The sequence below is a fragment of the Streptomyces sp. bgisy100 genome, from assembly GCF_057709105.1.
This window is the reverse complement of sequence record NZ_JBYITE010000029.1, coordinates 67,750-92,480: the sequence shown is the minus strand read 5'-3', so window position 1 is coordinate 92,480 and position 24,731 is coordinate 67,750. Positions and strand designations below refer to the sequence as shown.

General features: G+C 69.4%; 25 protein-coding genes and 2 pseudogenes. 7 read left to right on the top strand and 20 right to left on the bottom strand.

All coding sequences use genetic code 11. The features are described from left to right. The first annotated feature begins 279 nt into the window (after positions 1-279). A complete protein-coding gene (locus AC3EQ1_RS20060) occupies positions 280-630 on the top strand; it encodes a hypothetical protein (protein WP_432095705.1) in 351 nt (116 codons plus the stop codon). Positions 631-673: 43 nt separating this feature from the next. Here the strand turns inward: AC3EQ1_RS20060 and AC3EQ1_RS20055 are convergent, their stop codons facing one another. Next, on the bottom strand, positions 674-1,114 hold the full coding sequence (locus AC3EQ1_RS20055; protein ID WP_432095704.1) for a hypothetical protein: 441 nt from the start codon (positions 1,112-1,114) through the stop codon (positions 674-676). A gap of 330 nt (positions 1,115-1,444) precedes the next feature. Further along, a complete protein-coding gene (locus tag AC3EQ1_RS20050) occupies positions 1,445-2,089 on the bottom strand; it encodes an HNH endonuclease family protein (RefSeq protein ID WP_432095703.1) in 645 nt (214 codons plus the stop codon). 1,062 nt (positions 2,090-3,151) lie between these two features. Here AC3EQ1_RS20050 and AC3EQ1_RS20045 point away from each other — a divergent pair. Together AC3EQ1_RS20045 and AC3EQ1_RS20040 are read left to right on the top strand one after the other, a co-directional pair. Continuing rightward, positions 3,152-3,382, top strand: coding sequence for a hypothetical protein (locus tag AC3EQ1_RS20045; protein ID WP_432095702.1), 231 nt, complete (start codon positions 3,152-3,154; stop codon positions 3,380-3,382). A gap of 3 nt (positions 3,383-3,385) precedes the next feature. Continuing rightward, positions 3,386-3,952: a hypothetical protein gene (locus AC3EQ1_RS20040; protein WP_432095701.1), complete on the top strand. Its 567-nt coding sequence runs from the start codon at positions 3,386-3,388 to the stop codon at positions 3,950-3,952. Between the two features lie 319 nt (positions 3,953-4,271). On the opposite strand, the gene AC3EQ1_RS20035 is transcribed toward AC3EQ1_RS20040, so the two are convergent. The 9 genes from AC3EQ1_RS20035 to AC3EQ1_RS19995 form a co-directional block, all read right to left on the bottom strand. Further along, positions 4,272-5,105, bottom strand: a complete 834-nt coding sequence (locus tag AC3EQ1_RS20035) for a hypothetical protein (RefSeq protein ID WP_432095700.1) — start codon at positions 5,103-5,105, stop codon at positions 4,272-4,274. Continuing rightward, entirely contained in the window at positions 5,102-6,007 is a 906-nt protein-coding gene (locus AC3EQ1_RS20030; protein WP_432095699.1) for a sigma-70 family RNA polymerase sigma factor, read from the bottom strand. Before AC3EQ1_RS20030 ends, AC3EQ1_RS20035 begins: the two co-directional genes overlap by 4 nt. Then, positions 6,004-6,219: a hypothetical protein gene (locus AC3EQ1_RS20025; protein ID WP_432095698.1), complete on the bottom strand. Its 216-nt coding sequence runs from the start codon at positions 6,217-6,219 to the stop codon at positions 6,004-6,006. The genes AC3EQ1_RS20030 and AC3EQ1_RS20025 overlap by 4 nt, the downstream gene beginning before the upstream one ends. 678 nt (positions 6,220-6,897) lie before the next feature. After that, a complete protein-coding gene (gene mobF, locus AC3EQ1_RS20020; RefSeq protein ID WP_432095697.1) occupies positions 6,898-8,865 on the bottom strand; it encodes a MobF family relaxase in 1,968 nt (655 codons plus the stop codon). A 552-nt stretch (positions 8,866-9,417) separates the two neighbouring features. Then, positions 9,418-10,134: a cation efflux transmembrane domain-containing protein gene (locus AC3EQ1_RS20015; protein ID WP_432095696.1), complete on the bottom strand. Its 717-nt coding sequence runs from the start codon at positions 10,132-10,134 to the stop codon at positions 9,418-9,420. Continuing rightward, complete coding sequence (locus tag AC3EQ1_RS20010) at positions 10,134-10,469, bottom strand: ArsR/SmtB family transcription factor (RefSeq protein WP_432095710.1); 336 nt, start codon at positions 10,467-10,469, stop codon at positions 10,134-10,136. The genes AC3EQ1_RS20015 and AC3EQ1_RS20010 overlap by 1 nt, the downstream gene beginning before the upstream one ends. A gap of 57 nt (positions 10,470-10,526) precedes the next feature. After that, positions 10,527-12,851 carry a hypothetical protein gene (locus tag AC3EQ1_RS20005; protein ID WP_432095695.1) on the bottom strand — a complete coding sequence of 775 codons (2,325 nt, stop codon included), beginning with the start codon at positions 12,849-12,851 and terminating at the stop codon, positions 10,527-10,529. A 6-nt stretch (positions 12,852-12,857) separates the two neighbouring features. Continuing rightward, on the bottom strand, positions 12,858-13,202 hold the full coding sequence (locus tag AC3EQ1_RS20000; RefSeq protein WP_432095694.1) for a helix-turn-helix domain-containing protein: 345 nt from the start codon (positions 13,200-13,202) through the stop codon (positions 12,858-12,860). Beyond that, the gene (locus AC3EQ1_RS19995; RefSeq protein WP_432095709.1) at positions 13,199-14,368 is read right to left on the bottom strand and encodes a site-specific integrase; all 1,170 of its coding nucleotides are present in this window, start codon (positions 14,366-14,368) and stop codon (positions 13,199-13,201) included. Before AC3EQ1_RS19995 ends, AC3EQ1_RS20000 begins: the two co-directional genes overlap by 4 nt. A 686-nt stretch (positions 14,369-15,054) precedes the next feature. Here AC3EQ1_RS19995 and AC3EQ1_RS19990 point away from each other — a divergent pair. From AC3EQ1_RS19990 to AC3EQ1_RS19975, 4 genes are all read left to right on the top strand, one after another. Continuing rightward, positions 15,055-15,966 (top strand): restriction endonuclease, encoded by a 912-nt coding sequence (locus AC3EQ1_RS19990; protein WP_432095693.1) that lies wholly within the window; start codon positions 15,055-15,057, stop codon positions 15,964-15,966. Then, on the top strand, positions 15,966-16,952 hold the full coding sequence (locus AC3EQ1_RS19985) for a restriction endonuclease (RefSeq protein WP_432095708.1): 987 nt from the start codon (positions 15,966-15,968) through the stop codon (positions 16,950-16,952). Before AC3EQ1_RS19990 ends, AC3EQ1_RS19985 begins: the two co-directional genes overlap by 1 nt. A 246-nt stretch (positions 16,953-17,198) precedes the next feature. Next, complete coding sequence (locus AC3EQ1_RS19980; protein WP_432095692.1) at positions 17,199-18,482, top strand: ParA family protein; 1,284 nt, start codon at positions 17,199-17,201, stop codon at positions 18,480-18,482. Next, positions 18,479-19,564 carry a ParB/RepB/Spo0J family partition protein gene (locus tag AC3EQ1_RS19975; RefSeq protein WP_432095691.1) on the top strand — a complete coding sequence of 362 codons (1,086 nt, stop codon included), beginning with the start codon at positions 18,479-18,481 and terminating at the stop codon, positions 19,562-19,564. Before AC3EQ1_RS19980 ends, AC3EQ1_RS19975 begins: the two co-directional genes overlap by 4 nt. Before the next feature lie 650 nt (positions 19,565-20,214). Here the strand turns inward: AC3EQ1_RS19975 and AC3EQ1_RS19970 are convergent. The 9 genes and pseudogenes from AC3EQ1_RS19970 to AC3EQ1_RS19930 form a co-directional block, all read right to left on the bottom strand. Beyond that, on the bottom strand, positions 20,215-20,811 hold the full coding sequence (locus AC3EQ1_RS19970; RefSeq protein ID WP_432095690.1) for a hypothetical protein: 597 nt from the start codon (positions 20,809-20,811) through the stop codon (positions 20,215-20,217). A 236-nt stretch (positions 20,812-21,047) separates the two neighbouring features. After that, positions 21,048-21,287: pseudogene (locus AC3EQ1_RS19965) on the bottom strand (ATP-binding protein); the annotation flags it as partial. Positions 21,288-21,369: 82 nt separating this feature from the next. Then, positions 21,370-21,564: pseudogene (locus tag AC3EQ1_RS19960) on the bottom strand (GNAT family N-acetyltransferase); the annotation flags it as partial. 160 nt (positions 21,565-21,724) lie between these two features. Further along, a complete protein-coding gene (locus AC3EQ1_RS19955; protein ID WP_488187160.1) occupies positions 21,725-22,048 on the bottom strand; it encodes a hypothetical protein in 324 nt (107 codons plus the stop codon). 15 nt (positions 22,049-22,063) lie between these two features. Next, a complete protein-coding gene (locus tag AC3EQ1_RS19950) occupies positions 22,064-22,444 on the bottom strand; it encodes a hypothetical protein (RefSeq protein WP_432095688.1) in 381 nt (126 codons plus the stop codon). Positions 22,445-22,712: 268 nt separating this feature from the next. Continuing rightward, a complete protein-coding gene (locus AC3EQ1_RS19945; RefSeq protein WP_432095687.1) occupies positions 22,713-23,027 on the bottom strand; it encodes an NUDIX domain-containing protein in 315 nt (104 codons plus the stop codon). A gap of 111 nt (positions 23,028-23,138) precedes the next feature. After that, positions 23,139-23,423, bottom strand: a complete 285-nt coding sequence (locus tag AC3EQ1_RS19940) for a hypothetical protein (RefSeq protein ID WP_432095686.1) — start codon at positions 23,421-23,423, stop codon at positions 23,139-23,141. Between the two features lie 4 nt (positions 23,424-23,427). After that, the gene (locus AC3EQ1_RS19935) at positions 23,428-23,952 is read right to left on the bottom strand and encodes a hypothetical protein (protein ID WP_432095685.1); all 525 of its coding nucleotides are present in this window, start codon (positions 23,950-23,952) and stop codon (positions 23,428-23,430) included. 28 nt (positions 23,953-23,980) lie between these two features. Further along, positions 23,981-24,442, bottom strand: coding sequence for an RRQRL motif-containing zinc-binding protein (locus tag AC3EQ1_RS19930; protein WP_432095684.1), 462 nt, complete (start codon positions 24,440-24,442; stop codon positions 23,981-23,983). Between the last annotated feature and the right edge of the window lie 289 nt (positions 24,443-24,731).

The window sequence follows — 24,731 nt, the reverse complement described above, 5'->3', positions numbered from 1 at the left end:
GCTTCGCGAACAAAGCCGGCGCACTCACCGCGCACATCCTGTTCGGCCTCCTCATCGCGCACATGCTGGGCATAGACCCGGAAGCCGCGGTACGCAAAATGCTCGGGCTGTGACTCCCGGCCCGCCGCCGAAGCTGGTATCTCCGGCGGCGGGCCGGAGACACCGACGGGGACCGTGGGCTCGCCGTACACGGCGGCCAACCGGGCGAGGCCCAGCAACCATCCTCCGGCGTAGCGTGTGGCGCCCGAACCAGGATTCGAACAGCTGTATTGTTCTGGCATGGCTGGATACGCCTTCCCTGATGACCTGGTCACCGCGCAGCAGCAGCTGGACCAGGTCCGCGCCGAGCTCTCGGCATTTCTGGCAACGCTGCCGTGGTCGGTCGAGCCCGCACCCGGTTTCCGGCAGACTAAGGAGGACGGCTACTGGTCCAGCCGCGAGCGCCCCGAGAGCCCCGGCTGGACCGAGGACGACCAGGCGCGCGTGAAGGAGCTGCGCCACCGGGAGCTGGGACTCACCGAGACTGTGCTCACCCATGACTTCTGGTCCAGCCTGTCCGGCCCGGACCGAGTCGCGGCCCGCACCGCCCTCAAGCATCTGGAGGCCGGGCAGAAGCCCGTCGGCTCCTGAATCGCGAAGAGCCCGGGCTTGCCCCCTTGAAGTCGCCGCGGCTTCATGCCGGCCAGAACTGCACCAGGAAGCGCTCCACCTTCACGGGGACCTCCTGCTGGGCGAGTTCCCGTACCTGTTCCTGTCCGGTGACGTAGGCCCGTGTCCGCCACAGCTTTCCTGCCGCACCCAGGTCCACCACCGGTTCGCTGGGGCCGCCATACGACCAAAGCGACACCCTTCCCGACCGGCAGAACCACTCCGTCTCCGCGCTCGCCTCCCAGTCCCGCCCGTCCTGCGGCGGAGCCTCGTCCCACACCTCGACGGTGAAGGCGGCGCAGTGTGTATGGCCACCGCTCCTGAAGATGAGCCGCCCCTCCCGGGACTCCAGGAGCGCCATCCCGGGCTCAGGGCTCTCGCCGCGCTCCTCCTCATCCGCGTCCTCCGCCCACAAGGCGTAGAACTCGACATGCACCTCGACTTCTCGATGACTCAGGATGGGCATCGTGTGTCTCTCCTGGGAATTGGCCAGCGCCCACAATCGAACGTGTCGGGGGCCCGGTTCCACGTCAGCAGCACGTGCGGTCCGGTCGGCGGTGTGCGCGACCCTGCCATTGTCACCCCGTCTGTGTGGGAAGTGCGCGGGGCGACGGTGGAGAGAGCGGCCTTCCGCTGGGCGATCGGTAGTCAGCCGGCTTTGGACAGCAGCTACGGTGCCTCTCGGCCACCACTCCCCTGCCCGCTGGCTCCCGATCAGGTACGAGCGGTGCGCCGTGTCGGGGCCGAGCTCAGAGGCCGAGACGCGGCGCTTCTGCTGTCTGGTTTCCTCGAACGGTCAGCAGCCGTTGAGGACTGAGGACAGGGCGTTCTTTTCCGCGGAGTCAACGGAGAGGCCGTAGTGGTGCTTGACCTGGACCCAGGCGCGGGCGTAGGTGCAGCGGTAGGCGGTGCGGGAGGGCCACCAGGTGGCTGGGTCCTGGTCGCTCTTGGCCTGGTTGACGTTGTCGGTCACCGCGAGGAGCTGGGGGCGGGTGAGGTCGTTGGCCAGGGCCTGGCGTTTGGCAGTTGTCCAGGTGCCGGCACCTGAATCCCAGGCTTCGGCGAGGGGGATGAGGTGGTCGATGTCCACGTCGGAGGCGGCGGTCCAGGTCGCGCCGTCGTACGGGGAGTACCAGCTGCCGCTGGTGGCTGCGCAGGAGGAGTTGGTGACCACGTAGGTGCCGTCGCGCTTGAGGATGGTTTCGCGGGTGTTGCAGGTGCCGCTGATGGTGATCCAGTGCGGGAAGAGGTCCCGGCTGTAGCCGGTCCGCGGACGCTCGGCGGCGACGGTGAGGGACGCCAGGTAGGTGCGGGCGGTGGCAGCGCTGACGGGAGTGGGCAGTGCCGCCTGCGCCGGGCTGGTGCCGACCAGGGTGAGGGCTGCGGTGAGGGCTGCTGTGGCCAGCGCGGCGGGGAAGCCGCGACGGAGGGGTCTTCGCATGGGGTGCTCCCGGATGGGGTGGGTTGAGGAGGGTGGCCTCGCCCCCAGCGTGCTCCCGACCGGTCTATGCCAGTAGAGGACACACGGTGAATTCTCCGTGACGGTGCATCATCTCAATCAAGTCAGGTGACTCCCACCGGACTTCTCCCAGTCGTTACGGAGAGCGCCGACTGCACAGGAACGGTCCGAGCCGAGCTCTCCCCTGGCGGTGTCCGCCGGGGCTTGCGCGGCTCCCCCTGCAGGTAACTCGCCCACCACCTCCGGGTCGGGGTGCCTGCCACGCCCTGGGCCTCAGCTGCGGCGGTAGAGGCGGAAGCAGCCTGGCGCCACGTTTGCTCCCCCTTGCGGAAACCAGAATCCCGGAATAGTCAATTCCCGAATCATTGGAATGGTTAATTCCCGAATCATTTCCCAAGCGGAAGGCTATCCATCATTAAGCCCTGCCACCGAAAGTGTCTTTAATTCCTGGAGGGGGGACGCTCGCTCATGCTAGCTTTTCGTCAACCGATCTTCACAAGGGGGAAATTGATGATTGGAATGAAGAAGGCTGCGTCCATCTCGGTGGCCGCTGGTCTGATAGCAGTCGGATTCGCGACGCCTAGCGTCGCTGCGACACCGGGGCCCGCGCACCACGTCTCCTGCCACTGGAACCACCGCGCCGGGACCCCGTACTCGCCCGGAGCCAACTCGCTCAAGGGCTACGTACAGGTGATGTGCACCGATAAGCTGGACGAGGCCAACACCCAGGCGCAGTTGCAGATCTTCCGAGGCGGTGACTGGAGGAACCAGGGAGCCGGCGTCACCAGTCACAGCCATGGCAGCGGCCGCCCCGGCCGTGTGATGATCCATGTGAACGACACGTCGACCAAGCGTATCGGTAACTGGCGTTACAGGACACGGGGAAAGCACTACGGCCAGCATGGCAACGTTTGGCAGCTGCCTGCGTACTACTCTCCCACTCGGATGCTGTGGCGAAGGGGTTAAATGAGAGAGATGACGGACGGGGCGTTCGAACTCCTGAATATTGCAGGAGAGATCGCACGCTCCCGCGGTGCGCAGGCATTGTCAACGAAGGACCTGGCGCTGGCAGTGGTGGTCTACCGGAGATTCCTCGTTGATCGGGAGCTCGACCGTCACGAGGTCGAGCCGGACAGCAGGTCTCCGGAGATGCTGCCGATGGCTCCACCGGTGGAGGCGCACCTGACGGGACAGACCGCGGAGGCTCTGGACGTCGGCGAGCTCATCGACCTCGCTGCGCAGCACAACCCTGACCTGGCCGACTATCTTAGGTGACAGGTGTACGACCGGAAGATGATTCCCGCCCTCATAGCGGGCATCGCGCTGGGCCTCGTCGGCTGTGCCGGCGAGGCCCAAGTGCGCGACAAGCTGACAGAGGCTGGCTGGAAGGCCGAGCCGACACTCTCAGGTGCAGAGAGCGAGACCGGCGATGTCTCTCCGCGGTCCTGTCGTCCCCTGTTCGAGATGTTGAACCGCCAGAACGGTCACGACGACGTCTCCGGGTACCGCCACGCCCGGCGCCGCAGCTCCTACCTGTTGGTCAGGAAATGGAGCCAGGGCCCATCAGGCTCTCCCGGGCCCGCCCTCGCGGACGCCGCGCGGTCCTGCCCTCGGATGACGATGGACTACGGTCCTACAGAGCTGGACTATTCCATCAAGGTCGTCAAAGGCAATGACGCAGATACGCGAGTGCTGCTCACCGCGACGGAGAGCGGCGACCCCGTCACCACCATGCTCGTCGCCGAGTTGGTCGACGGCCGCCGGCACACGCTTGTCCGCGTGATGAACCCATCCCGTCTCGGCAAGGCCGATCGTGCGGCCGTAGACCTGATCACGGGTCGCTGACAGACCGCACCGTTCAATGCAGCGTCCGCGATCCCGGCGGCGTCCTGCCGGAGACGCCGCGGGGACTCCGCGTCCAGGTCAACGGAGACGATCCGCCCTGCGGAGCCGATCCCGATGGTGGGCGCGGACTCCTTGGCGGCCACCATCTCGCGCACCTTGGGGCCTTGAAGGCGGCCTTGGCCGGGGGCTTGCGAGTCTTGCTCACCGTTACGCACGTCTCGCGGCCCCCAGGTGCCAGGAGAAGGTGACGCCTTCCAGGGCGAGCAAAATGGAACTGTGCCCCCGGAGGATTCCGGGGGCACAGTTCAGTACGTCTTCCTCAGTGGGTCGCGGCCTCGTCGACCTGGCGGTGGACCCGCACTGCGGCGCGGGAGGCATCCCGCCGCAGGCGAAGGCACTCGTGGTGGTGGGCCGGGCGGTCGCTGGGCTGGCCTGGCCATTCGGCGGCCGCATCCAGCAGGGCGCGGATCTCGCAGGCGAAGTGGGGTCCGGGCAGGGGAAGTTCGCTTTCGGGTTCGCGGAGGTAGCCGACGGCGACGGCGGTGGGCATGTAGTCCATCAGCTCGATGACCACGGCGGAGCGGGTGCGGGTGGCGTGTCGGGCCAGGCGGCGCAGGACGCGCAGGATCGTGGTGGTTGAGGCTTTGTCGTCGTGGTGGAGGACGATGGGCTTGTCGTCCTGGTGAATGGTGGTGCGTACGGGGGCGGTCTGGGGCCGGACGTCGTCGGTCTGGTTGTGCCACCAGCGGGCGGTGTGGGTCTCGCCCAGGGCGAGGTGGTGGAGGTAGAGGCAGTAGGCCGCGGCGGGCAGGCCGGCGCCGGCGGCGTACTGCCACCAGAACCGAGCGCCTTCATCGGTGTCGGTCAGCTGCAGGACGCAGGCCAGGATCAGCGCGCTGCGGGGCTCGGGTACCTGGTCGGTGACGAAGTCAGCGACGGCGGTGGCTGGGGTGTGGGTGACCAGGGTCTCGCACAGCGCGCGCAGGTCCTCGGCCGCGTCCGCGGTCGTGTCCGCCGATGCCCTCGGTGTCTGGCCCGGTGTGACGGCCGGCCGGTCGTGGAGACCGGCGTCACGGGGCGGGACGGTATCGCGGGGCACGGCGCGGTCGCGGACGAGCAGTGCCCTGGACAGGATGTCTTCGAGCAATGTCATGGCGTGGGTCCTCCGGTCTCGGGCGGCAGCTCGATGGTGTGCTCCAGGAATCGTTCGGCGTGGCGCTCATCGGACCGTACGGCGGCCAGCGAGATGCCGAGGAGGTCGGAGACCTTGTCGGGCGTGAACCCGCACACGCGCCGCAGCACCATGACGTCGAGCTGGGCGGGGGGCAGTCTGCTCATCGCGGTGAACAGCTCCAGACTCTCCGTCAGCTGGGCCGCCTGGCCCTCCGGCGAGGTCTCGGCTCGCAGGGCGACGGTGTCGAAGGCAGCGTCGGCCAGTACGGGCCACTGGTCCCGGTAGTCCGCTTTGGCCGCCACGGTGGAGCGCAGGATGTCCCAGGCGTAGCGGCGGTGGTCGGGGCTGGCGAGCGCGTGCTCGAAGGACAGCCACAAGCGGTCGAAGGTGCCCTCCACCGCTGCTTCGAGTGCCTCGCCCGAGAGGAATGCCTCGGCGTAGCGGCGGTAGTTCTCCTCCAGCCTCGAGCGCAGGGCGTCGTGTTCCAGCGGCGGCTCGGACTGGTCGGTGGCCAGGGGGCCCCTCTTGGCGGACCGGTCGACCCAGTCGCGGCTTTTGCCAGTGTCCAGGGCGGCCTGCTTCCAGAGTCGCTGCAGGGGCCAGCTGGGGATGTCCAGCACGGCGGACAGGCTGTGGATGACCTCCCAGCGCGGGTAGTGGCCCACGCCGCGCAGCAGCTCGGAGAGCTTGGAACTGGCCAGCGGGACACACGGGCTCAGCTCTCTGAGGGTACGGCCGCTGGCGAGGTAGCGCTCGCGGGTCGGCTCCAGCCAGGCCCGGTGGAAGCTGCCGACGGTGTCGGCGATGGGGCCGAGTTTGCGGCCGGGTCGGACCGGGACGGGCTCGGAGGCCGGCCCCGGCGCGTTGAACGACGTCGTCACGGGGCGCCGTCCTCCTTGTGGGACACCGTCGCCCCGCGGTACCCGGAGACCGGCGCGGTCGGTGAGCGGAGCCCGCGCAGGACCTGGTTCACCGTCAGGCCCAGGACGGGGGCCAGCGAAGCGATCAGCGCCGCGTGGCCCATCGCCGCCATCGCCATGCTCCAGGCGAACACCATCGCTGCCAGCGTCAGCGCTATCTTCCTGGTATTCATCACACCCTCTTCGTGTCATGCCGCAGCCATCCGGAGACCACGTCAACAGGAACCCGCCCAACCAGCGGGTGCCGATCCGCGGTTGAGGGGCCTTCAGCATGGACCGACCATGAGGCGCTACGCCACGTGATCACCGAATCACGGAACATTAGGAGTCGCGGACGGTCAGCTCGACGGCCGGAGATGACCGTTCAAGGGCACGTAGCGCACGCCGAGAGGAGCCTCACGGGTGAAGTTCCCGGTTTTCCTTGCAATCCCGTCGGCAACGCCGTCAGATGGAGACAGGACACCTTGGTGTCGCCCTTCCATCCGGAAGAGGCACGGCCCCCGTGCCGAGAAAGTAGGGGGCGCGTGCCAGCCCGTTCCCGCCCGGCCTGAGATGGAGGCCAGGCGGGAACGGAGCACCCCTTCACAGGGGAGACGACCGTAGCGCAGGGCACTGACAACACCCACGGACACAGCCGCACACGCAGCAGCTACTCGTCACCCGTCCGTCGTTCAACCTGCAGGCGACCACCACACGATGTCGGCTACTGCACCCAGTGGGCTCCACTCGGTGGAGCAGATGCGGAGCACGGTGGCGTCCACTTCCGGCCGGTGGACTCCACTCGGTGGAGTGGACGCCGAACATCGTCGGTGCGCACCAGACCGCACTGGGTGTGTGACATCGGGGTGCGCTCAGTCGCCGGCCGCCCGGCCCCGGTGCGGTCCGGGCTCCGGCGGGCGGTGCGCCTGCTGATCGTCCCGGCACACCGGGGGCGGCTTCTCGGCACCGTCGCGGTGCGCGTAGCGGTCCATCGTCGTACGAGCCCGGTCGGCCGCCGCGGTGAATGCCTCCCCGAGGTGGCGCAGGCGTTCGGCCGTGAGATCGAGGGCTTCCACGTCCGTGCGGGATTCCCGCAGGGCTCGCAGCGCCGTCAGGTCCACCGCCTCTCGGGGGCCAACCTCCGGCTCTTGGTCGTCGTGCTCGGGGTCGGCGGCCGCGGGCGCGAGCAGTTGCTCGGGCATCGCCGCCTGCTGGTGCCGGGCGACGTCGTACGCCCAGCCCCGCACGGCGGCGGTGGTGGTGCGCAGCTTCTCCCGGACCACCGCAGAGGCGAGGACGGCGCGCTCGTACTGGAGCGGGATGCGGGGGATCTCCCACTCCCCCGCGTCCTGGCCCGGGGGCCGTGGCGCAGCCGGCTCGCCGGGATCGGCCGGGGATTCCCGGTCCGGGCCGGGGGCGGGGGTGGGTGGGCGGCGGCGGGCGGGGAGGTCGGACAGGGACCACCGGGCGGTGTAGAGGCGGTAGCCGGCCTCCAGGCCGCGTACGGTCTTCGGCTCGCTGATGTCCAGGCAGTGGGTGGAGATGGAGGCGGCCACGATCCGGTCGTCCAGACCGGGGTCGCGGCGGCGGCCGCGCAGGACGAGGGCGAGGTGGCGTCGGGCTTCGGCGAGCAGGTGCCTGCGGTGGAAGCGGCCGCCGTCGTTCATCACGAACACGGTCGCGGCGACGTCGACGGCCGCCAGGGCGACGTCGACCACGGCGGCGATCCGGGCCCGGATCGCCGCAGCCGCGGCGCGGGCGCACTCGAGGAGCGAGGTGATGTTGTCGACGGCCACCCCGGATGTGAGGATCGCGCTCGTCTTCCACCACGCGCGCAGCTGCACGAGCGGCCGGGTCTTCTGCTTGGGCGGGCGGGTCTTGCGGGCGGCGATCTGGTTCAGCTTGACGCGGGCCCGCTCGGAGACCACGGGCAGGAACCTCGGCCCACCGTCGTCGTCGACGGCGGTGACGTACTCGTGCTCCAGCTCGGCCAGGCAGGCGGCGATCTGGTCGCTGCGCCGGGAGGTCCAGCGGATCAGCTCGTGCGGCACTCCGGCAATCTCCATCACCGGCCGGCGCCCCGGGGTGACGGTGCGCGGCTCGGTCGCCAGCCCCAGCGCCTCGCAGACCTCCGCGGCCACGAGCTCGTTGTAGAGCGCGGAGGCGGCCACGGTGTTCTCGTGCAGGGCCAGGGAGTGGATCGAGCCCCACTTCCCGTCCAGGCGCTGCCCCTTCACCGACAGCAGCAGATGGTCATGGAGCAGCGGCATCCCGGAGCGCGCCTCGTAGTGGCGGAAGCGCGCGGCGACCAGACCGCCGGGCGGCCGCACCCGGTAGATGCCGTCCTTGCCGTACCGGATCACCGCCACCTCGTCCTCGATCCACACCAGCACCCGCTCGATCGCCCGCTCGTGCGCGGCCTCGATCACCCGCCGGGTCTCCTCATCCCCCAGCGCCCACAGCAGGTAGATCGTCGGCTGCGGCCGGAAGACGAAGTCGACACCCGTGACCATCACCCGGCGCCCGAGGGCGCCGGCCTTGAACGCCTTCTTCGGGGAGGCACCCGCGGCGAGCCGGTCGGCCTCAATCCGGTCCGCGTCCGGGTGCCGGCCCCGCTCGCCGAACAGGTTCCGCAGCTGCGCCTCGGTGACCTCCTCACCCGGCGCAAGACCGAGCACGGCCAGCCCGCGGCCCATCCATCGCCCGACCGGGACACCGGCCTGCTCCTGGGCGGCGCGCAGCGGCGTGCGCGCCGGGCGGCGGCCGTCGCCGACAACGGTCTGGCGCAGGTAGTAGCGGTACATCTGACCGGCTCGGATGACCCTGATATCCACTGTCATGGAGTCCACGCCACACGGCTCTGACCTGCACGAAAGGCCGATCAGCGGTACGTCCCGCCAGGCGGGAGCAGCGGCCGGACTTTCTTCTCAGGTGCCTGTCAGGCGGGAAGCGGCCCTGGGCCGGAAGTGAATGTCATCGCTCTCCGGCAGCGCTCACATCACGACCCGGACGACACCAACAAGCACCACTGAGTACCACCGAGCACCAGGAAGCGCGCACCACCAACGAGCACCGCCTACATCAGCCCCCGGCACACCCGGGGGCTTCGTCGTGCTGCCCGGAGGAGACCACCGTGCCCACCTTCGAGACCCTCCCCCGCTTCACCGCCGACCTCCAGCACCTCACCCCCGCCCAGCGCCGGCGCTTCCGCCGCGTCGTGCTGGCGCCTTCGTGCCGGACCTGCGCCCCGGCCGCCAGTTCCGCCCCGGGTTACGGGAAACGCGCGGGTTCGCAGATTCCTGATCCTCAAATGACGGGAACCCGCGCGGGCAGCGCGTGTTCTGCGGGGTTCTCGCGCGGGTTCGCCGCCGGTGAGGCGGGAGGAACGGTGGTCAGCTGCAGCAGTCGCAGCCGGGCCGGCAGCCACAGCTGTCTTCCTCTGCGCCATCGGACGGTGTCGCTGCTGTGGTGGCGGGGACCGCGCAGCAGCCCTTGCCCTGCCAGGCGTCGCGGCCTTCCTTGACGGCGATGCTGGCGATGACGAGGGCGGCGATGGGGTCGGCCCAGGACCAGCCGACGGTGGCGTTGAGGACCAGGCCGACCAAGAGCACGGCCGACAGGTAGGTGCACAGCAGGGTCTGCTTGGAGTCGGCGACAGCGCTGGCGGAGCCGAGTTCGCGGCCGGCCTTGCGCTGGGCGGCGGACAGGAACGGCATGACCGCCAGGGAGAGGACGGCGAGGACGATGCCGGGGATGGAGCGTTCGGCTTCGCCGGTTCCGGTCAGGGCACGGACGGCGTCGACGGAGACGTAGGCGGCGAGGGCGAAGAACGAGATCGCAATGATCCGCAGGGTGCGCTGCTCGCGCGCTTCTCGTACGGCGTGGTCGGCTGCGGAGAACTGCCAGGCGACCGCGGCGGCGGAGGAGACTTCGATGACGGAGTCGAGGCCGAAGCCGATCAGAGCGGTGGAGGAGGCGATCGTGCCGGCGGTGATGGCGACGATCGCCTCGATGACGTTGTAGGTGATCGTGGCGGCGACCAGCAGCCGTATTCGGTGGGTGAGGGCGTCGCGGCGGGCGGGGCTCGGTCCGAGGGATATCGCGGTCATCAGCAGCATCCCTTGGCATCGGCATCGGGGCAGGTGCGGTCGGTTTCCACGGCGACCACCGCAGTGCGCAGGTCGTCCAGCGCGTGTCCGAGGCGTTCGTCGGCAAGTTCGTAGCGGGTGTGGCGCCCGTCGGGGACGGCGACGACCAGGCCGCAGTCGCGCAGACAGGCCAGGTGGTTCGACAGCCGGGTCCGGGAGACGCCGATCGTCTCGGCGAGGTCCGATGGGTAGGCGGGTGCCTTCCGCAGGGCCAGGAGCAGCTGGCAGCGGATGGGGTCGGCGAGGGCGCGGCCGAAGCGCGCGAGCACCTCGACTTCGGGGGCGATGGTCAGCACTCTCTGAGAGTACACAGAATCCTGAATACAGGAAAGCCTGAACTGTTGGGGTGGTGGTCAGCGCGGGAGGCGGGAGGTCTTCTCGGGGTGTGCGGAGGCGACGTAGTGCATGGCAGTCTTCTCGCCGACGCCGAACAGGCGCATCAGCCTCAGTGGGTCGCCGGTCTCGAAGGCCTCGTTGAGGATGCGGTCCTGGCGTAGGCCGACCAGGGTGAGCCCTTCGGGCACGTCGTCGCGGAGCAGGGTCTTGCCGACGGCGGGATGGTCGGGGTCGAGCGCCGATCTCTGGCTGACGATCAGGCGGGGGTTGGTCGAGGCGGGCCAGCGGCGGTGGCGGTAGTCAAGCCAGTCGGCGGCGATCTGGTGGGTGAGTTCCTCCAGGTAGAGGATGTGCCGTCGGAGGCCGCGGCGGATGACGAGGGTGCCGCGTGCGAGGTCCAGGTCGCAGGTCAGGATCGTGCGGAGTTCGTGGACGGGCACAGCATGGACGGCGGCCAGGACGAGGACCAGGCGCCCGAGCGGGGTCTTCGTCTGCTGCAACGCACGGGCCAGCAGGTCGCTGGGGACCGGCTTCGGGATCCCTGTCGGGTTCCCGACGCGAAGGTGCTGGGCGGGGTCACGGAAGACCACCCGTTCCCGCTTCAGCGTCCTGAACAGGCTGCGCAAGGCGAGGGCGAGTTGCCGGCGGCCGCGTCCGGAATGGCCGTCCACGGCCGCGTCGACGTGGTGCCGGGTGATCTCTCGAAGGGAGAGCACACCTGCCTCGGCCCAGGCGGTGAGCACGGGCTGGAGGGAGGCCAGATAGGGGCGGATCGCGTCGTAGCCGCGGACCTCGCCCTCGTGGCGGCCCTGGCTCCGTTGCACCTTCACCCATTGCCCTACCTCGTCGGCGAGAACCTCCGGCAGCGCGGCGACAGTGGCTTCGATCCACGCCAGATCGACATCACGGTGGAGGTCGGGGTCCTGCAGGAGAAGGTCCCGGTCGCGCAGGAACTGGCAGACGGTCTTGGCTGTGAGATCGGAGCCGGTCCGGGCCAGGTCGTGGACGTCCCGCTCGGAGATGGCCGCGTCGGCGCCGCACCAGTAGACGAGGATGCTCAGCGTGCGGATGTTGCTGTTGTGACTGGGTGACTGCCGCTCGTGCAGAACCTGGCTGAAGTCCTCGACCAGCCGTGCGGTCGTCCCGGTCAGCCCCAGCTCGGCCGTGTTCCGGCCCTGGAGACGGACCAGCAGTCGCCTCCAGTCACGCCGGACGGCAAACAGCTGCTCCTGACCTGCGGCAGTATGCGCTGGAGCGGGTGGCGGGTCCGGGCGGGACGGTTCGTCGACCGGGATCGGCGGGGGCGGTCCGGATCCGCGTACGGGCACGTCGATCATCAGCTGCGTGTACCGGGTGGTGGCGGGCTGGGCGTCATCGAGGAGACGGTACGGGCGGCAGCTGCGGCAGCGGCCCTTCCGCAGCGGGAGTTCCTGCCGGTGGCAGCGTGCGCAGGTGCCCCGCGTCAGCTTCTGGCGCCAGTGCTGGCAGGGAGTGCAGCGGGAACCGTACTGGCCGGAGGGCATCCACACCTGGCAGTCCGCACACGATCGCTGCGACCGGCACAGGGGCACCCGGCCGGCCACGGTCCGGGGTGCGCGTCGGCCTGCCCGGGACAGTCGCAGGGGTTCCGGTGCCGGATCCAGCAGCCCGGCCCGCTGGAGAACGAGGCGGATGGTGTTCCGGCCGGCGGGCAGGTCCCGCAGAAGCACCTCGGGCAGCAGACACGTGCCTTCGGCCGCGCGGACCGCCAGCGCGAGTCGCAGCAGCGCGGCCTTGCGGTAGCGGGTCCCGCGGCTCAGCCCGCGTTCGGCCGCAATCTCCTCCAGCACCGCCTGGGCCTTCTCCCACCCGGGCACCGGCCGGCCCGCGACCGCCCGGACCGTGTCGTCGGTCAGAGTCCTGGGAATCGTGAACAGCGGGATCTGCCCCCACACGCCCGGCTCCAGCACCGCCGGCCGCAGCTCGGCGCCCGCGCGCTGCTGCTTGAGTCTGAGGGTCCACACCGCGCTGGTCCGCGGGCCGGCACCGCCGGCCCGGCTCAACTGGCGGGCTGAGTCCGCGCGGTCGTGATAGACGCCGACCGTCAGCTGGAGATCACGCGGCGGCGCCCCCTCCATACCGAGGGCCCACTCGGCGTCGTCCAGCAGCCGGATCGCCTGCAGGCACGAGCGGCACAGACCGTCCGAGTTCAGCAGCCGCTCGTGCCGGCACCGCGGACACGTACCCCGCTCGCGGTAGTGCTGTCGCCAGCGTCTGCACCCGGCGCAGGCCCCCCTCTGGTTGAGGACGACCCAGCCCAGACAGTCCGCACAGCTCCGGGCCGTTGCCCCACCCGCTGCCACCGGCGCTCAGCTCGGCGGGAGCGAGCGCGGCCCGCTCCCCCGGCGGCTGCCCGGCACCGGCCGCACCGGCCCCGACGGCAGCTCCCCGCCATCGGCCGTCCGCTCCCCTTCCTCCGGTACCGCCTGGCTCCCGGCGAGGGGTTCGGCCTGTAGCAGGTCCGCGACGGTGCAGCCCAGCGCGGCGCACATCATGTCCAGGTCCTCCAGCCGCACCGTGACCGGAGTCCCGCCCCACAGCGCGGCGACCTTGCTCAGCGACGGGTTGAACCCCACCTGCCGGAACGCGGCCAGCACCTCGGTCGGCCGCCACAGATCCCGCTGCGCGGCCACCATCCGCAGATTCCACTTCACCTCAGGTTCCCCCTGTCCATCACCAGTCGTTGGGCCGCCCGGGAGCTGGCCTCCAGGTTCGCGTGCTCAGGATCGGCCTGCGCGGTCGCCATGTATCGAAGAGTCGTGGTTGCCCAGGCGTGTCCGAGGACCTTCTGTACCTCCCACAACGTCATCCCGCGCTCGTAGTTGTGGGTCGCGCACGCGTGCCGGAGAAGGTGCGGGAACAGGTCGGTGACCGGTCCGCTCAGGTAGCTCGCCGCCGCGCTGTGCAGGGCGCGGCGGAACGTCGAGGGCACGATCGCCGGCGCGATCGGCAGGTTCAGCGCCGTGACCGCCGTCGGCTTGCGCTCCGACGGCCACAGCGGCGCCCGCGGGTGCTCGGCATCGTCGCCGAACTCACCCCGGATCTGCTCGATGTACCACCACAGCAGAGCCCGGCCCTCCTGGAACAGGTACGCCTCGCGCGGCCGCGGACCCGAACCGCTCGCGCCCTTGCCCAGGACGACGAACCGGCCCCACTGGCCGTGCTCCCAGTGCACGTCCCCCATGCAGACCCCGCACAACTCCGCCGCGCGGACGCCGGACAGGTAGGCGATCTTCGTCATCACGTAGTCGCGGCAGGCGACCAGGTACTTCCGCGCCCGGGGCAGGTCCTCGCGCCAGCGGCCGAAGAACATCTTCATCGCCGCCTGCGACGGCGGGATCCGCAGCCCGAAGTCACCTCGGTGCCGGGGCCGGTTGAACGGATCGATCGGCGACTCGACCACGGCCCCGAAGCGGCTCATGATCTCGCCTGCGTACCGCTGTTCCAGGAACGCGAAGTACCTGTCGATCTTGCCGATCTTGTATCGCATGGTCGACTGGGCGCGCTTCCCCGGCCCGGCGAAGTACCGGTCGACCTCACGAGACGAGAGCTGCCACGGCACCGTGCCGTAGAACTCACAGACCTCGATCACCGGCTTGATCAGTCCGTCCAGCGTCTCCTGCGCCAGCCCTGCTGCGTCCCGGGCCCACTGGTACTCCGACAGCGTGTCCAGGAAGAAGCTCTCCTCATCGTGCGCCGAGATCCTCGCCTGCCGGCGCCGCTGAAGCGTCACGACGTCCGCGAGCCCGGCCTCGACCGACACCGCGGCCGGGTCCACCGGCACGCCCGGCTCCGGCACGGTGCGTACGAGCGACAGCATGCGACTTTCGAAATCCGACACAACGCCGCAGATTACGGCGATCACTCGCAGAATCTGCGAGTTACTGCGGAGATCTCACACCATCGAGTGAACGGCCCCAGCACCCCGATCAACCAGCTGAAATGCGACCTCGGCGCGCCATGCGGCCGCGAACGAACCCGCACATACTCCACCAATCAAGCGCGTGCGCCGCTCCCACGGCGTCTACGAGCTCACCTGGGCGCCGGACGGGCGCGCGACATGGTCGTACGGCGGGGAGAAGGTCGCCGGGCTCCCGCACATCGTGTGGCACCGGATCGGGACCACCGCATCCTGGACCGGCCCCTGGCCGAAGGCCATCTTGCGGGCGCGGGTCACCGGTTGGTTGGCTGATCGTCCCGGTGACCGAGTCGGAGCACCTGAAGAGTTTGATCATCAGCACCACGTCGACGCTGTGGGAGGACAAGGGGGCGCTGGGCAGTCGACGCCGTCCGGTACAGCGAGACTTTCGCCCCGCTCGCCGACAGCATGACGCAGTCCGAGGTGTCCGGATCCCGGCTCTCACGGAAACGTTCCATGTCAGAGGCGGTGTGTACCCTCGCGCGGTGATCATAGATAGAACTGCGGGGGTTACGCCCACCCGCTTCACGGACCGAGGTCTTCGCCAAAGGATCGGGGGGATCATCGGCAAGGGCACTCGGGACAACATGCTGCGCGCCTACCTGTGGGTGAGCGAATGCCAGATCGCGGACGACATCCGCCGCGCGTGGGAGCAGCACCTGGGTGTTCTCAAGCGGGAATTGGAGGATGCGCGCCGCCGGCAGGCGGCCGCAGCCCGTCCTCAGTGGACAGCGGATCGTCGTGACGCGATCACGCGGGCCTGTGACCGAGCGACGTTGGGCCTATTGGTCGAGTTGGAGGCCGAAGTCAGAGAAGCTGGCGCAGCCCACGACGAGTGCGCCGATGTCCTCTTCCGGTTGACTGCACGACTGGGCCGCGGGCTGGGGAAGCGAGCCGCGGTTTCCGACGCGGCGGGAACGCCGCTCTTGGACACCCTTGTCCCCCTGCGGGAGCAGCTAGCGGACGCGACCGCTCGTCTGGAGGCGTTGCTGCTGCAGGACCGCGAGGAGCTCCACGACCTCGCTGTGCAGGAGAGTTTCCGTCGCACTAGTGCCGGCAGTTCCTCCTCCTTGGCTCTCAGCGATATCGATTCGACGTCCCCCTCGCACTTCGTCGATCTCGTGGAACGACTGTTGCAGCGCGATGGATTCGAAACTGCCAGACCGGACTTCCCCGGCAGCGCCACTTTTGTCTCGGCGACATGTCCCGAGGGCCACGCCCTCCTGTTCAGTGCCCATCGCGTGGACGGTCCGCGGGGGTGGCGGCCTGAACCTCCCGCTGACGTCAGCGCACCAACCCTTCACGCGACGCGACTCGCCGCCGGCGACCGAGCCCGTAACCTCGTTGTCGTCACCAACGGCGGCTTCTCGGACCCCGCCCGGCGCTACGCCGCCAAACACGGCATGAAGAAGTTGCGTCGTAATGGGCTGCAGCGGTGGGCGGAGTGGGAAGAGCCTCTGGAGTGCGCCGAAGACGGCCACGAGCAGGACGCTGCGTGATGCACATCAACTGGAAGTCCAACGTGGCCCTCCCCTCGTACGACGACGCGGAGCTCACCGAAGCGCTCAACCGCCGCGTCCGCGACGCGACAGACGACGATCTGCTGTCGTCCTTCCTCCACTACGCCGAGGGCTGTGTGGCGATGTCGGCGTACACCGACTTCGACCAGTTGCTCACCAAGCTGCTCGCCGAGGAAACAGACTCACGGAAGCTGCACGGGGATGACGACTCCCCTCTGAAGTTCGAGTATCGACAGGCCAACTACCGGCTACATCGGGACCTGACGGCCGAAGTCACGAAGGCACAGAAGATCCGGGATGAGATCGGCAACGTGTGGCATGCACTACGTAGTGCTACGCCTGAGGGCCTCAACCACCGGTACCGACCAAACGCTGATCCGGCCGAGTCCGGTCTGGACAGCATCGGCCCCCTGATACGTGCCCTGGACCCGATGTGGCACCGGCTCTGCATCATCCTGGCGCAGCATCGCGATACCGTGCATGAATTGGCGCTCAGGGATGCCGAGTTCCAGGCGTTTGCCGCAACCGCAGGCAGCATCACCTTGGAGCAGTTCAACGGCATGGCACCTCTGGAGTTCGAGCAGGCTGTTGCCAACCTGACTCAACGCGATGGCCACGTCGTCGAGCAGCGTCACGGCGGTGCACGCGATCTGGGTGCTGATGTCATCGCGACGACGCCCGACGGGCGCAGGATCGTGTTTCAGTGCAAGCACCGCCGCCCCGGTGGCCGCCCGCTCGGCTCCCCCGTCATCCAGACGCTCAACGGCACTGCACGGCCCGTACACAATGCGGACATCGTCATCGCAGTCACGAACGCTTCGTTCACCACGCCGGCCCATAAGCTCGCGGCGGAGCAGGAAATCCACCTGCTCTTCGGGGAACAACTGCGCAAGTGGGCCACATGGGGTGTCCCTCTTCTTAGCGTGCTCGAACTCGAAGCCTCGCTTGCCATGAGAGCAGCTTGACGTCTGCAGGTATCCAGACACCGGTGTCGCCAGTGCTGGGCTGGTTCGGTGTATGCCACGCAGGGGAAGACCGCGCTGCTATCGGCGAGCTCCTCCTCTCCTTGGAGGCAGAGGAGGAGCTCGCGAGGGCGACGGGAGCGCCCCGTGATTATCACGCCGTGATAATTCGGAGCCCGGGGGAGTGAACCACACCAACTAGGCGGATCCGGTTACCTCCACACGGCCACAAGTCAGTAAGGTGACGTCATGGCCTCTCCATACCCTGACAGGGACCGGGAAAAGGTGGCGTCCAAGCTCACCCCGGCGCTCCAGCAAGAGTTGAAGATCCGCTGCGCCGAGCTCGGCTTGGACATCCAGGAAGCCGTCACCACGGCCGTCACCGCCTGGCGCGAAAGCACACACCCCAACCGCGACGTCGACACAGCTGGCGCGAAGTCGTTTTCCACCTGGCTCCCGCCAGGGCTCTACGACGCCTTCAAGGACACCTGCGGCGACCGCGATCTCTCCTATGTCCAGGGCCTCGCTCAAAGCATCCGCACCTGGCTCGACGACAACCCGTCCCCGAAGGAGCGCCACCAGACCACCGACCCCCAGCGCTGGGTCACCGCCAACCAGAAGGGCGGCGTCGGAAAGACATCCGTCGCGCTGGGCGCCGCGGAGGCTGAAGCCGAAGACCCGCAAGAGAGCGCTGACTGCCTGCGCCAGTACATCGAGTCTCTGTCCTACAACGACCTCAAGCGCATCGGGAACAGCAAGACCGAACTGCTCGATCAGATTGCTGATCTGACCCTCGGCGGGAAGCGGGTCCTGGTCGTCGACTACGACCCGCAGAGCCACCTCAGCGACCAGCTCGGCATCCCCCAGATTCCCCCGGGGGAGGAAAGCCTCGTCAAGCACATGGTCGGCGAGGCCGAAGGCGATCTGCGGGACCTGGTCGTGAAGATCGACGATCCCCGGTTCCGGGGGCGCCTCCATGTTCTCCCCGGAGCCTTCGACGGATTCATCCTCGATTCCAGACTGGCCCTGACAGCAGCGCAGTCCCGCGGCTTCCAGAAGGAGGTCGCCCTAGAGCGAGCGCTACACCCCCTCGAGGGCGACTACGACCTCATCGTCATCGACTCCCCGCCAAGCCTTGGCCTGGCCATGGACGCCGCCCTGTACTACGCCCGTCGGCGGCGAAACGAGAAGCCCTGCCGTTCGGGCGTCATCATCCCCGTCCAGGCGGAGGACAGCTCGGCGACCGCGTACAAGATGCTCGTCGACCAGATCGAAGACCTCTGCAAGGACCTCGGTCTCGAAGTCGACTACCTGGGCCTGGTCGTCAACCAGTACGACTCCCGCCGCGGATTCGTCGCGACGTCCTCGCTCGCGCAGTGGAACAGCCTTGAGGGACAGCGGGTGCTCGCCGTCCTGGATGACCTGAAGGAGCAGCGCGAGGCGGTCCGCATGAAGACGCCGCTGCTCGCGTACGCACCTCACAGCAAGCAGGCCAACACCATGCGGATGATCGCCATGGGAGCGGCCCGGTGAGTAAAGCTAACCAGCTGGGCAACAGCAGCGCCTTCGGAATGGCGAACACCCCACGCAGCTCCCGCCGGGGAACCATCGACAGTGCCATCAACGGCGACAACGCCAGCGCGGCCGCCATCACGGATCTGCCCGTCACGCTCATCAGCGATAACCCAGACAACCCGCGCAACCACCTGCGGTCCCTTGAGGAGACGGTGGAATCGGTGCGTGAGGTCGGCATCATTCTGCCGATCGTCGTCGCGACCGTGGAGGCGTATCTCCATGAGCGTCCCACCCGGGCTGACGACTTGGATGATGGCGCGCAGTACATCGTGGTCGACGGTCACCGGCGCCTCGAGGCCGCACGCCGCGTCGGGCTCGCGACCATCCCGGTGCGCGTCGACAACGACCGGGTCAGCAGCGACGAACGGCTCCTCGAAGCTGCCTTCGTCGCGAACTACCACCGTGACGACATGACGGACCTGGAAGAAGCCCAGGCCCTGAAGTCTCTGGTCGATTACTACAAGAGCCAAACGAAGGCGTCCAAGCGTCTTGGCATCCCGCAGGGGACCATCTCCACCAAGCTGTCTCTGCTGAAGTTGTCCCCGGAGTTGCAGAAAGACCTTGTCACCGGTGAGCGCACCGTGGAGCACGTCCGGAACCTGGGGAAGCTCTCGGCGGACGAGCAGAAGGCCAAGGCGGATGAGCGGGCGGAGACCGCACGCCGCAAGGCCGAGAAGGCCAATCGCCAAGCGCAGGCTGCCGGTCAGACTGCGAAGACGGAAGCGTCAGCAGCTGACGTGCCGACGCAAGTATCACGGCGTGATAGTCCTGGGGCCGATGCGGACGACTCCTCCAAGGGCGCATCTGTTGGCGCTCCCGCTGCTTCGCCCGAGGAGCCTCGGGCGGGGCTTGCGCAGCGGGAGCCCCAGTCGCCGACTCCCGATGCTCGGGACGAGGAGCAGCTTCCGGATGGTGTGCTGGTGAAGTGGCTGCCGCTCGACAACCCGTCCGCCATCATGCGGATCCTCCGGGCACGCATGACGCCGGCTGACTTCGAGCAGCTGGCCAGGGACATGCATGCGAGCCTCCAGTCCGTGTGAGGCCACCGTAATGGGGGAGCGGGCAGGAGTGGACCGCGCCGGATCAGCCGGCCTCCGGAACTCAACGCAAAACGCGGCCCCCTCCACCTGGCCCGAGGCTGGGTGGAGGGGGCCGCTTCGCGGTTCTCAGGTGGGGTTGGTTACGACGAGCCGGAGTGCAGGTGAGGCGGGGGCGCCCAGCAGCAGCGCGGACTGCAGCACGAACCTACGCAGCCACCCAGAACGCAAAAAAGCGGCCCTCGCCGCCCGGATGGAAGTCCGGGCGGCGAGGGCCGCTTCGTGTGTGTTCAGGTGCTCAGGTCAATGCCGGCCGGGAGGTCACGCCCGGCGAGGGCGTGGGTGAGGAGTCGGTACGACGTCGTCCAGGCGCCGTGGATGCGGGTCTGGGCTCAGTGGAGCGTGACGATGAGGGCGGTCTCGGTGTCGGGTGGATGAGGACCAGAGCGACGGGGTCGGCTTCGGGCTGCTGCTCGGGGAGCGGGCGTCCGCTTCCAGGCCGCGCTCGCCGATCCGTACGGCGATGTCGCCGCGGCCGGTCCAGGGTGCCGGCCGCTGCCGGGCAGCGAGCATGGCGGTGAACTCCGCGACCGCCTTCTGGTCGCCGGGGTACAGGGGGCTGGTGCCGTGTCCGCAGCGGCGGTAGCGGGCCGTCACGTGCGTGCTGTCCGGCGGTGCAGCAGCGTCCGGATCCGGTAGCTGAGCGAGGCGCGTTCCTCGCGCTCCTCGATGGCGTCGGCGAGCAGCTCCTCGAGCTCGGTCATGTGCTCTTCGGCGAACCACTGGGGCTGGTAGTCGTCGCCGTGGCAGACCGGGCACACGTGATCGTGTCCGGCGAACTCCAGCCACGGCGCGCAGCCGATTTCTCCGCAGGTCGGCTGGGTGGGGTCCTCGCCGATGCCGGAGCAGTACGGGCAGCGGGTGAAGCGGTAGTCGACGGGGGCGCCGTGGTGGAGGTCGGAGTGGAGCTGGGCGAGGCCGCGGACTCCGAGCTCGCGCAGCAGGGCGTCGGCGGCGAGGACCTGGCGGTCGATGCCGGTGTGGTGATGTTCGACGAGCATCCGGACGGCGGTGCACCAGGCGAGGGTGGAGCGGTCGACCGGGACGGCGTAGCTGCTGGCCCACGGGTCGGTGGGGTTGAGGTCGGCGGGCGGCGGGGCCGGTGCAGTGAGCGGGATGCCCAGGATGGAGAGCTGGGCGGTGACGTCGGCGGTGCGGCGGGTGAACTGGTCGAAGACGGTGGTGGGCATCGGCCCTCACATTCGACGGGGCCGCCGGGACCGTGGTGGTCCCGGCGGCCGGGCGGGTGGGTGTCAGCGGGTGGCCGGGGTGAGCGCGGCCGCAGGTGGCATCAGCGTGGGTGAGAGCTCATTCGCTCGGGGAACGCGACCAATTGCGAGCAGCACATCAGGGCGGAGCTGGTGATGGCCGCCAAACGTGTAGAGCCAGGCCCGGGTGGGATGGGTCGGGGTGGCGGCGGTACGCCTCACGCGCGGACCGCGTCCGCGTACTGCGCTTCCAGGTCGGCGCGGCCCTCGGGGTCGTCGTCCTGGAGGTAATGGTCGTCGGCCTCCTGGTCGACGCCGTCGCCGTGGACAGTGCAGACGATGTCCGGGTCGTTGTCCATGGCGCCGGTCAGCGCCCGGAACAGGCAGCTGACGCTGTAGGCCGGCGCCCACGCCTGCCCATCGCACTCCGGGTCGAAGGGGCACGGCAGCGCGATGTCGATGCTGGCCGGCCGAGAACACCGAGGCGTAACCTTTGCGCCGATGGCCAGCCTCCATGGTGACGCCGTACTCGAACCAGCCCGCGCGTGGATCAGCGTGGTGCGAGCCAACAGCACCGACTATCTTCCCCGTGTCGATGGCTTCGATCGCCAAACCGAAGCAGTCGCCGTCGGACTTGGCAGTGGCCTGCTCGTTCGCCCAGGCACGGAAGCCCTCCGCAGAGCGGGGTGGGTTGAGCAGGTCTCCCAACCGCTCCTCGTCCTCGGCGAAGCGCATGAACGCGCTCCAGTCGTCAGGCTCGATACCGCGCAGGCGTACTCGTTGGCCAGTCCAGAACGATGTCATCCCCTATTTGATCACGTTTCAGCGCGCGAGGTCCAGACTTTCAGGCGACCTTAGATGGCCTTTGACCTGGCATTTTGCTGACTTCGAGCACCTACTGCACCTCCTCAGGATTCTGTGCGGGGAACGCGATCACGTTCCCGGAGGCTGGCGCAATTGGCGATGGATTGTTCCTTTCGTGAATGAGGGTGGCGCTGGCCAGGGCGAGCCTGGCCACCTGCTGGCGGAGGTCTTCGATTTCGGCCTTCTGGTTGGCGATGGTCTCCTTCATCCTCGCAACGGTTTCCCGGAGTCGTTTCTCGGGTTCGGGGACCTGGCGGGTTTCGGTGCGGACGCGCTCGTAGAACTCGTTCTTCAGGTCGGCGTGCCGTTTCATGAGGGCCATGCGGTGCAATGCGGCTTCTCCCTGCGGGTTCAAGAGCACGGATGGTGTTCAGTGGCCGGCCGTGTGCACGGCGGCAGTGGTGCGGACGGTGTCGGCGAGCAGCGCCGCCATTTCGTGGCCGTGGTCGACGGCGTCCTCCAGGCGCTCGATGAGCTCCGGGGGCAGGCCGCGGTTGCGGGCCCCGGTAAGGACGCCCTCCAGGTAGAGGACGTCGGCGAGGATCCGGCCTCGGGCGTCCAGGACACCGGGCTGCACAATCAGGGCGTTGTGGTTTTTCGCGGTGGCAAGGGCGGCGTGGGTGGCGGCCTCGGTGTACGCGGTTTCGGTCTGCTCGGTGAGCAGCGCGTCGATCTCGGTGGTGTCGCCGTAGGCGCGGCGCCAGCCGAATGGCACGGCAGCGGCGTCGATGAAGCGGCGGATGAGGGGCACTGCGACCTCCAAGGGGCCCATTGCCTGGTCCGGGTGACCGGGCGGCCACCGCGCGGCCCCGGCCACCGGAAGGCCGGCGGGCGGGGGCGCACGGAGAGCGCCGGTCAGCTCGGCTGTCGCAAGAGCTTGGCGTCCTGCCAGCGGGCGGTGCGGGCGTCGCCAAGCACGTCGGTCTTCATGGAGCCTCCAGGCTCGAAGTCGGGCGGAGACGCCGGAGTGCCGCCCCGGCCAGGGAAGGTCGGGGCGGCACTCCGGCGTCTCGTGGCCTTCAGGGGATGCGGGCCGTGGCCGCGCGGAGGATGTCGGCGTGGTCGTCGCCTCGCTGGCGCTCCGACGCCGCACCGGCCGCACCCTGGACGACGACGGCGTACGCGTCGGTGACGTACCGGCCGCGCGGGTCGCGTCCAGGGGCATCCCAGCGCCCGAGCGGGCGCAGCTCACCGGCGGTGACGTGGACGCCGGTCTCCTCGGCGAGCTCGCGGACGGCGGCCTGGAGAGGAGTCTCCCCCTCGTCGACGTGGCCGCCGGGCAGGGCCCAGGCTCCCTCGTACGGCGGCCAGTCGCGCTCGATGAGCAGGACCATGCCTGCGGGTGTCAGGGTGCGGTGACAAAGGCACCCACGAGGTGGGCGGCGGGGAAGTGCTCCAGGACGCCGTGGCCGGGCGGGCCGCGCGGGGGCCCGCCCGAGGAGCGGTCAGAACGGGGGCTGGTCCGGCCAGGCCGGGAAGGGCAGGAGCCGGATGCGCAGCTCACGCCGGTACGCCCAGCAGCCGCATGCCTCCATCTCCGGGTTCGCGCCGCCGACCCACCAGCCGCCCGCGCCCCGGCAGTTGGGGCAGGAGCGGCGGGGCTGGGGCTTGAGCTCGATGCGGTGCCGGTCGACGTACAGCCGCCAGCGGCCGGCCTTGAGGACGACGGCGGCCGCGGCGGCCGTGACGGGCACGGCCGCCGCGGCCAGAGCGGCGGTTCGGGTGCGCACGGCGTCAGGGCCGGGCGAAGGGCTGGACGGTGAAGCGGACGCCCTGCCCGGAGCTGGAGGGCGTCGCGGTGAGGAAGCCGGGGTCGGCCTGCGCGATCTCGCTCAACAGGTCCTTGATCCAGGCGGTGGGGCGCTGGAGGTCGACGCGCAGCCCGGTGAAGTCGGACAGGCGCACCTGGTGCGGGGTGCTGCCGTAGCGGCGGGCCCACAGCCGGGTGCGGATCAGCCTCGCGGCCTCGGTGTCGTCGGGCCGGGCGGGCACACCGCGCGGAACCGCCCGGCAGGCGGTGGCGTGCGCGTTGGCGTCCTGCGCGGCCTCCGGCTCCGTCATCACGTTCCCGCGGGCGTTGCGGTCCGCGCGGTAGGTGCAGCCCAGGCAGGCGGCGGCGTAGCGGGAGGCGCCCTGGCCGGTGTCGGCGGTGAAGACGAGGACGGTCACGCCCTCCAGCGCCCGGTAGCGCTGGGAGACGACCGTGCCCTCCGGCGTCCAGGTCTCATGAGCGGGGGCGGTGCGGGTGAACAGTGGCACGGTGACTCTCCTTGAGGAGGTTCGTTGATCAGGCGGCGAGCCGGTGGACCACCGGGGCCGTGGAAGCGAAGTAGGTGTCCGGGCTGGGCTCGTATCCCCGGGCGCAGGGGTCGCAGCAGCCCTGGGTGCGCAGCGGGAGGCAGAAGTAGTACCGGCGCAGGCACCGGGGACACGTGGACCTCGCGGCCATCGCCCGGTCCAGCGCCTCTTCCTGCGCCAGCGTCGGCACCCGCTTGGGCAGGGCGAACTCCAGGCTGTAGAGCCAGGCCCGGGTGGGATGGATGCACGCCTGGTCGGGCCGGTAGGAGCAGCCCTTGCAGCGCAGCACCGCGACCGGGCCGTGGCCGCCGGGACTCAGTCCGCGCTCGCGTAGCTGCCTGCGGGTGACCAGGCCCTCGGGACAAGCGCGCCGGTCGAACTCCTCCAGCATCGCGTCGCTGCGCGGCACCTTCCTGATCTCGCGACGGCGCTTCTTCCGGGGGCGGGGCATCACCTGCTCCAGGCGCCGGGGAGCTGGGCGGGACACTGCGGGTAGCGGGGGCCGGGGCGCTGCGGGCGGGGCCGGCCGATCCGGCGGCGCGGGCGGGGGATGAGCACGGTGTGTCCTCCAGCTGGTTGGTGGCGGGCAGTGCAGTGCTGCGCCCCGCCGGCGGAGGGTCCGCCGACGGGGCGTGGGGTGAGGCGGGCGGCCGGTCGGCCTGTCCGGCCCTCGCCCGCGCGGGGCGGGCGAGGACCAGGCAGGGCGGCAGGTCAGCTTCTGGAGCGGGTGCACGTTGTCC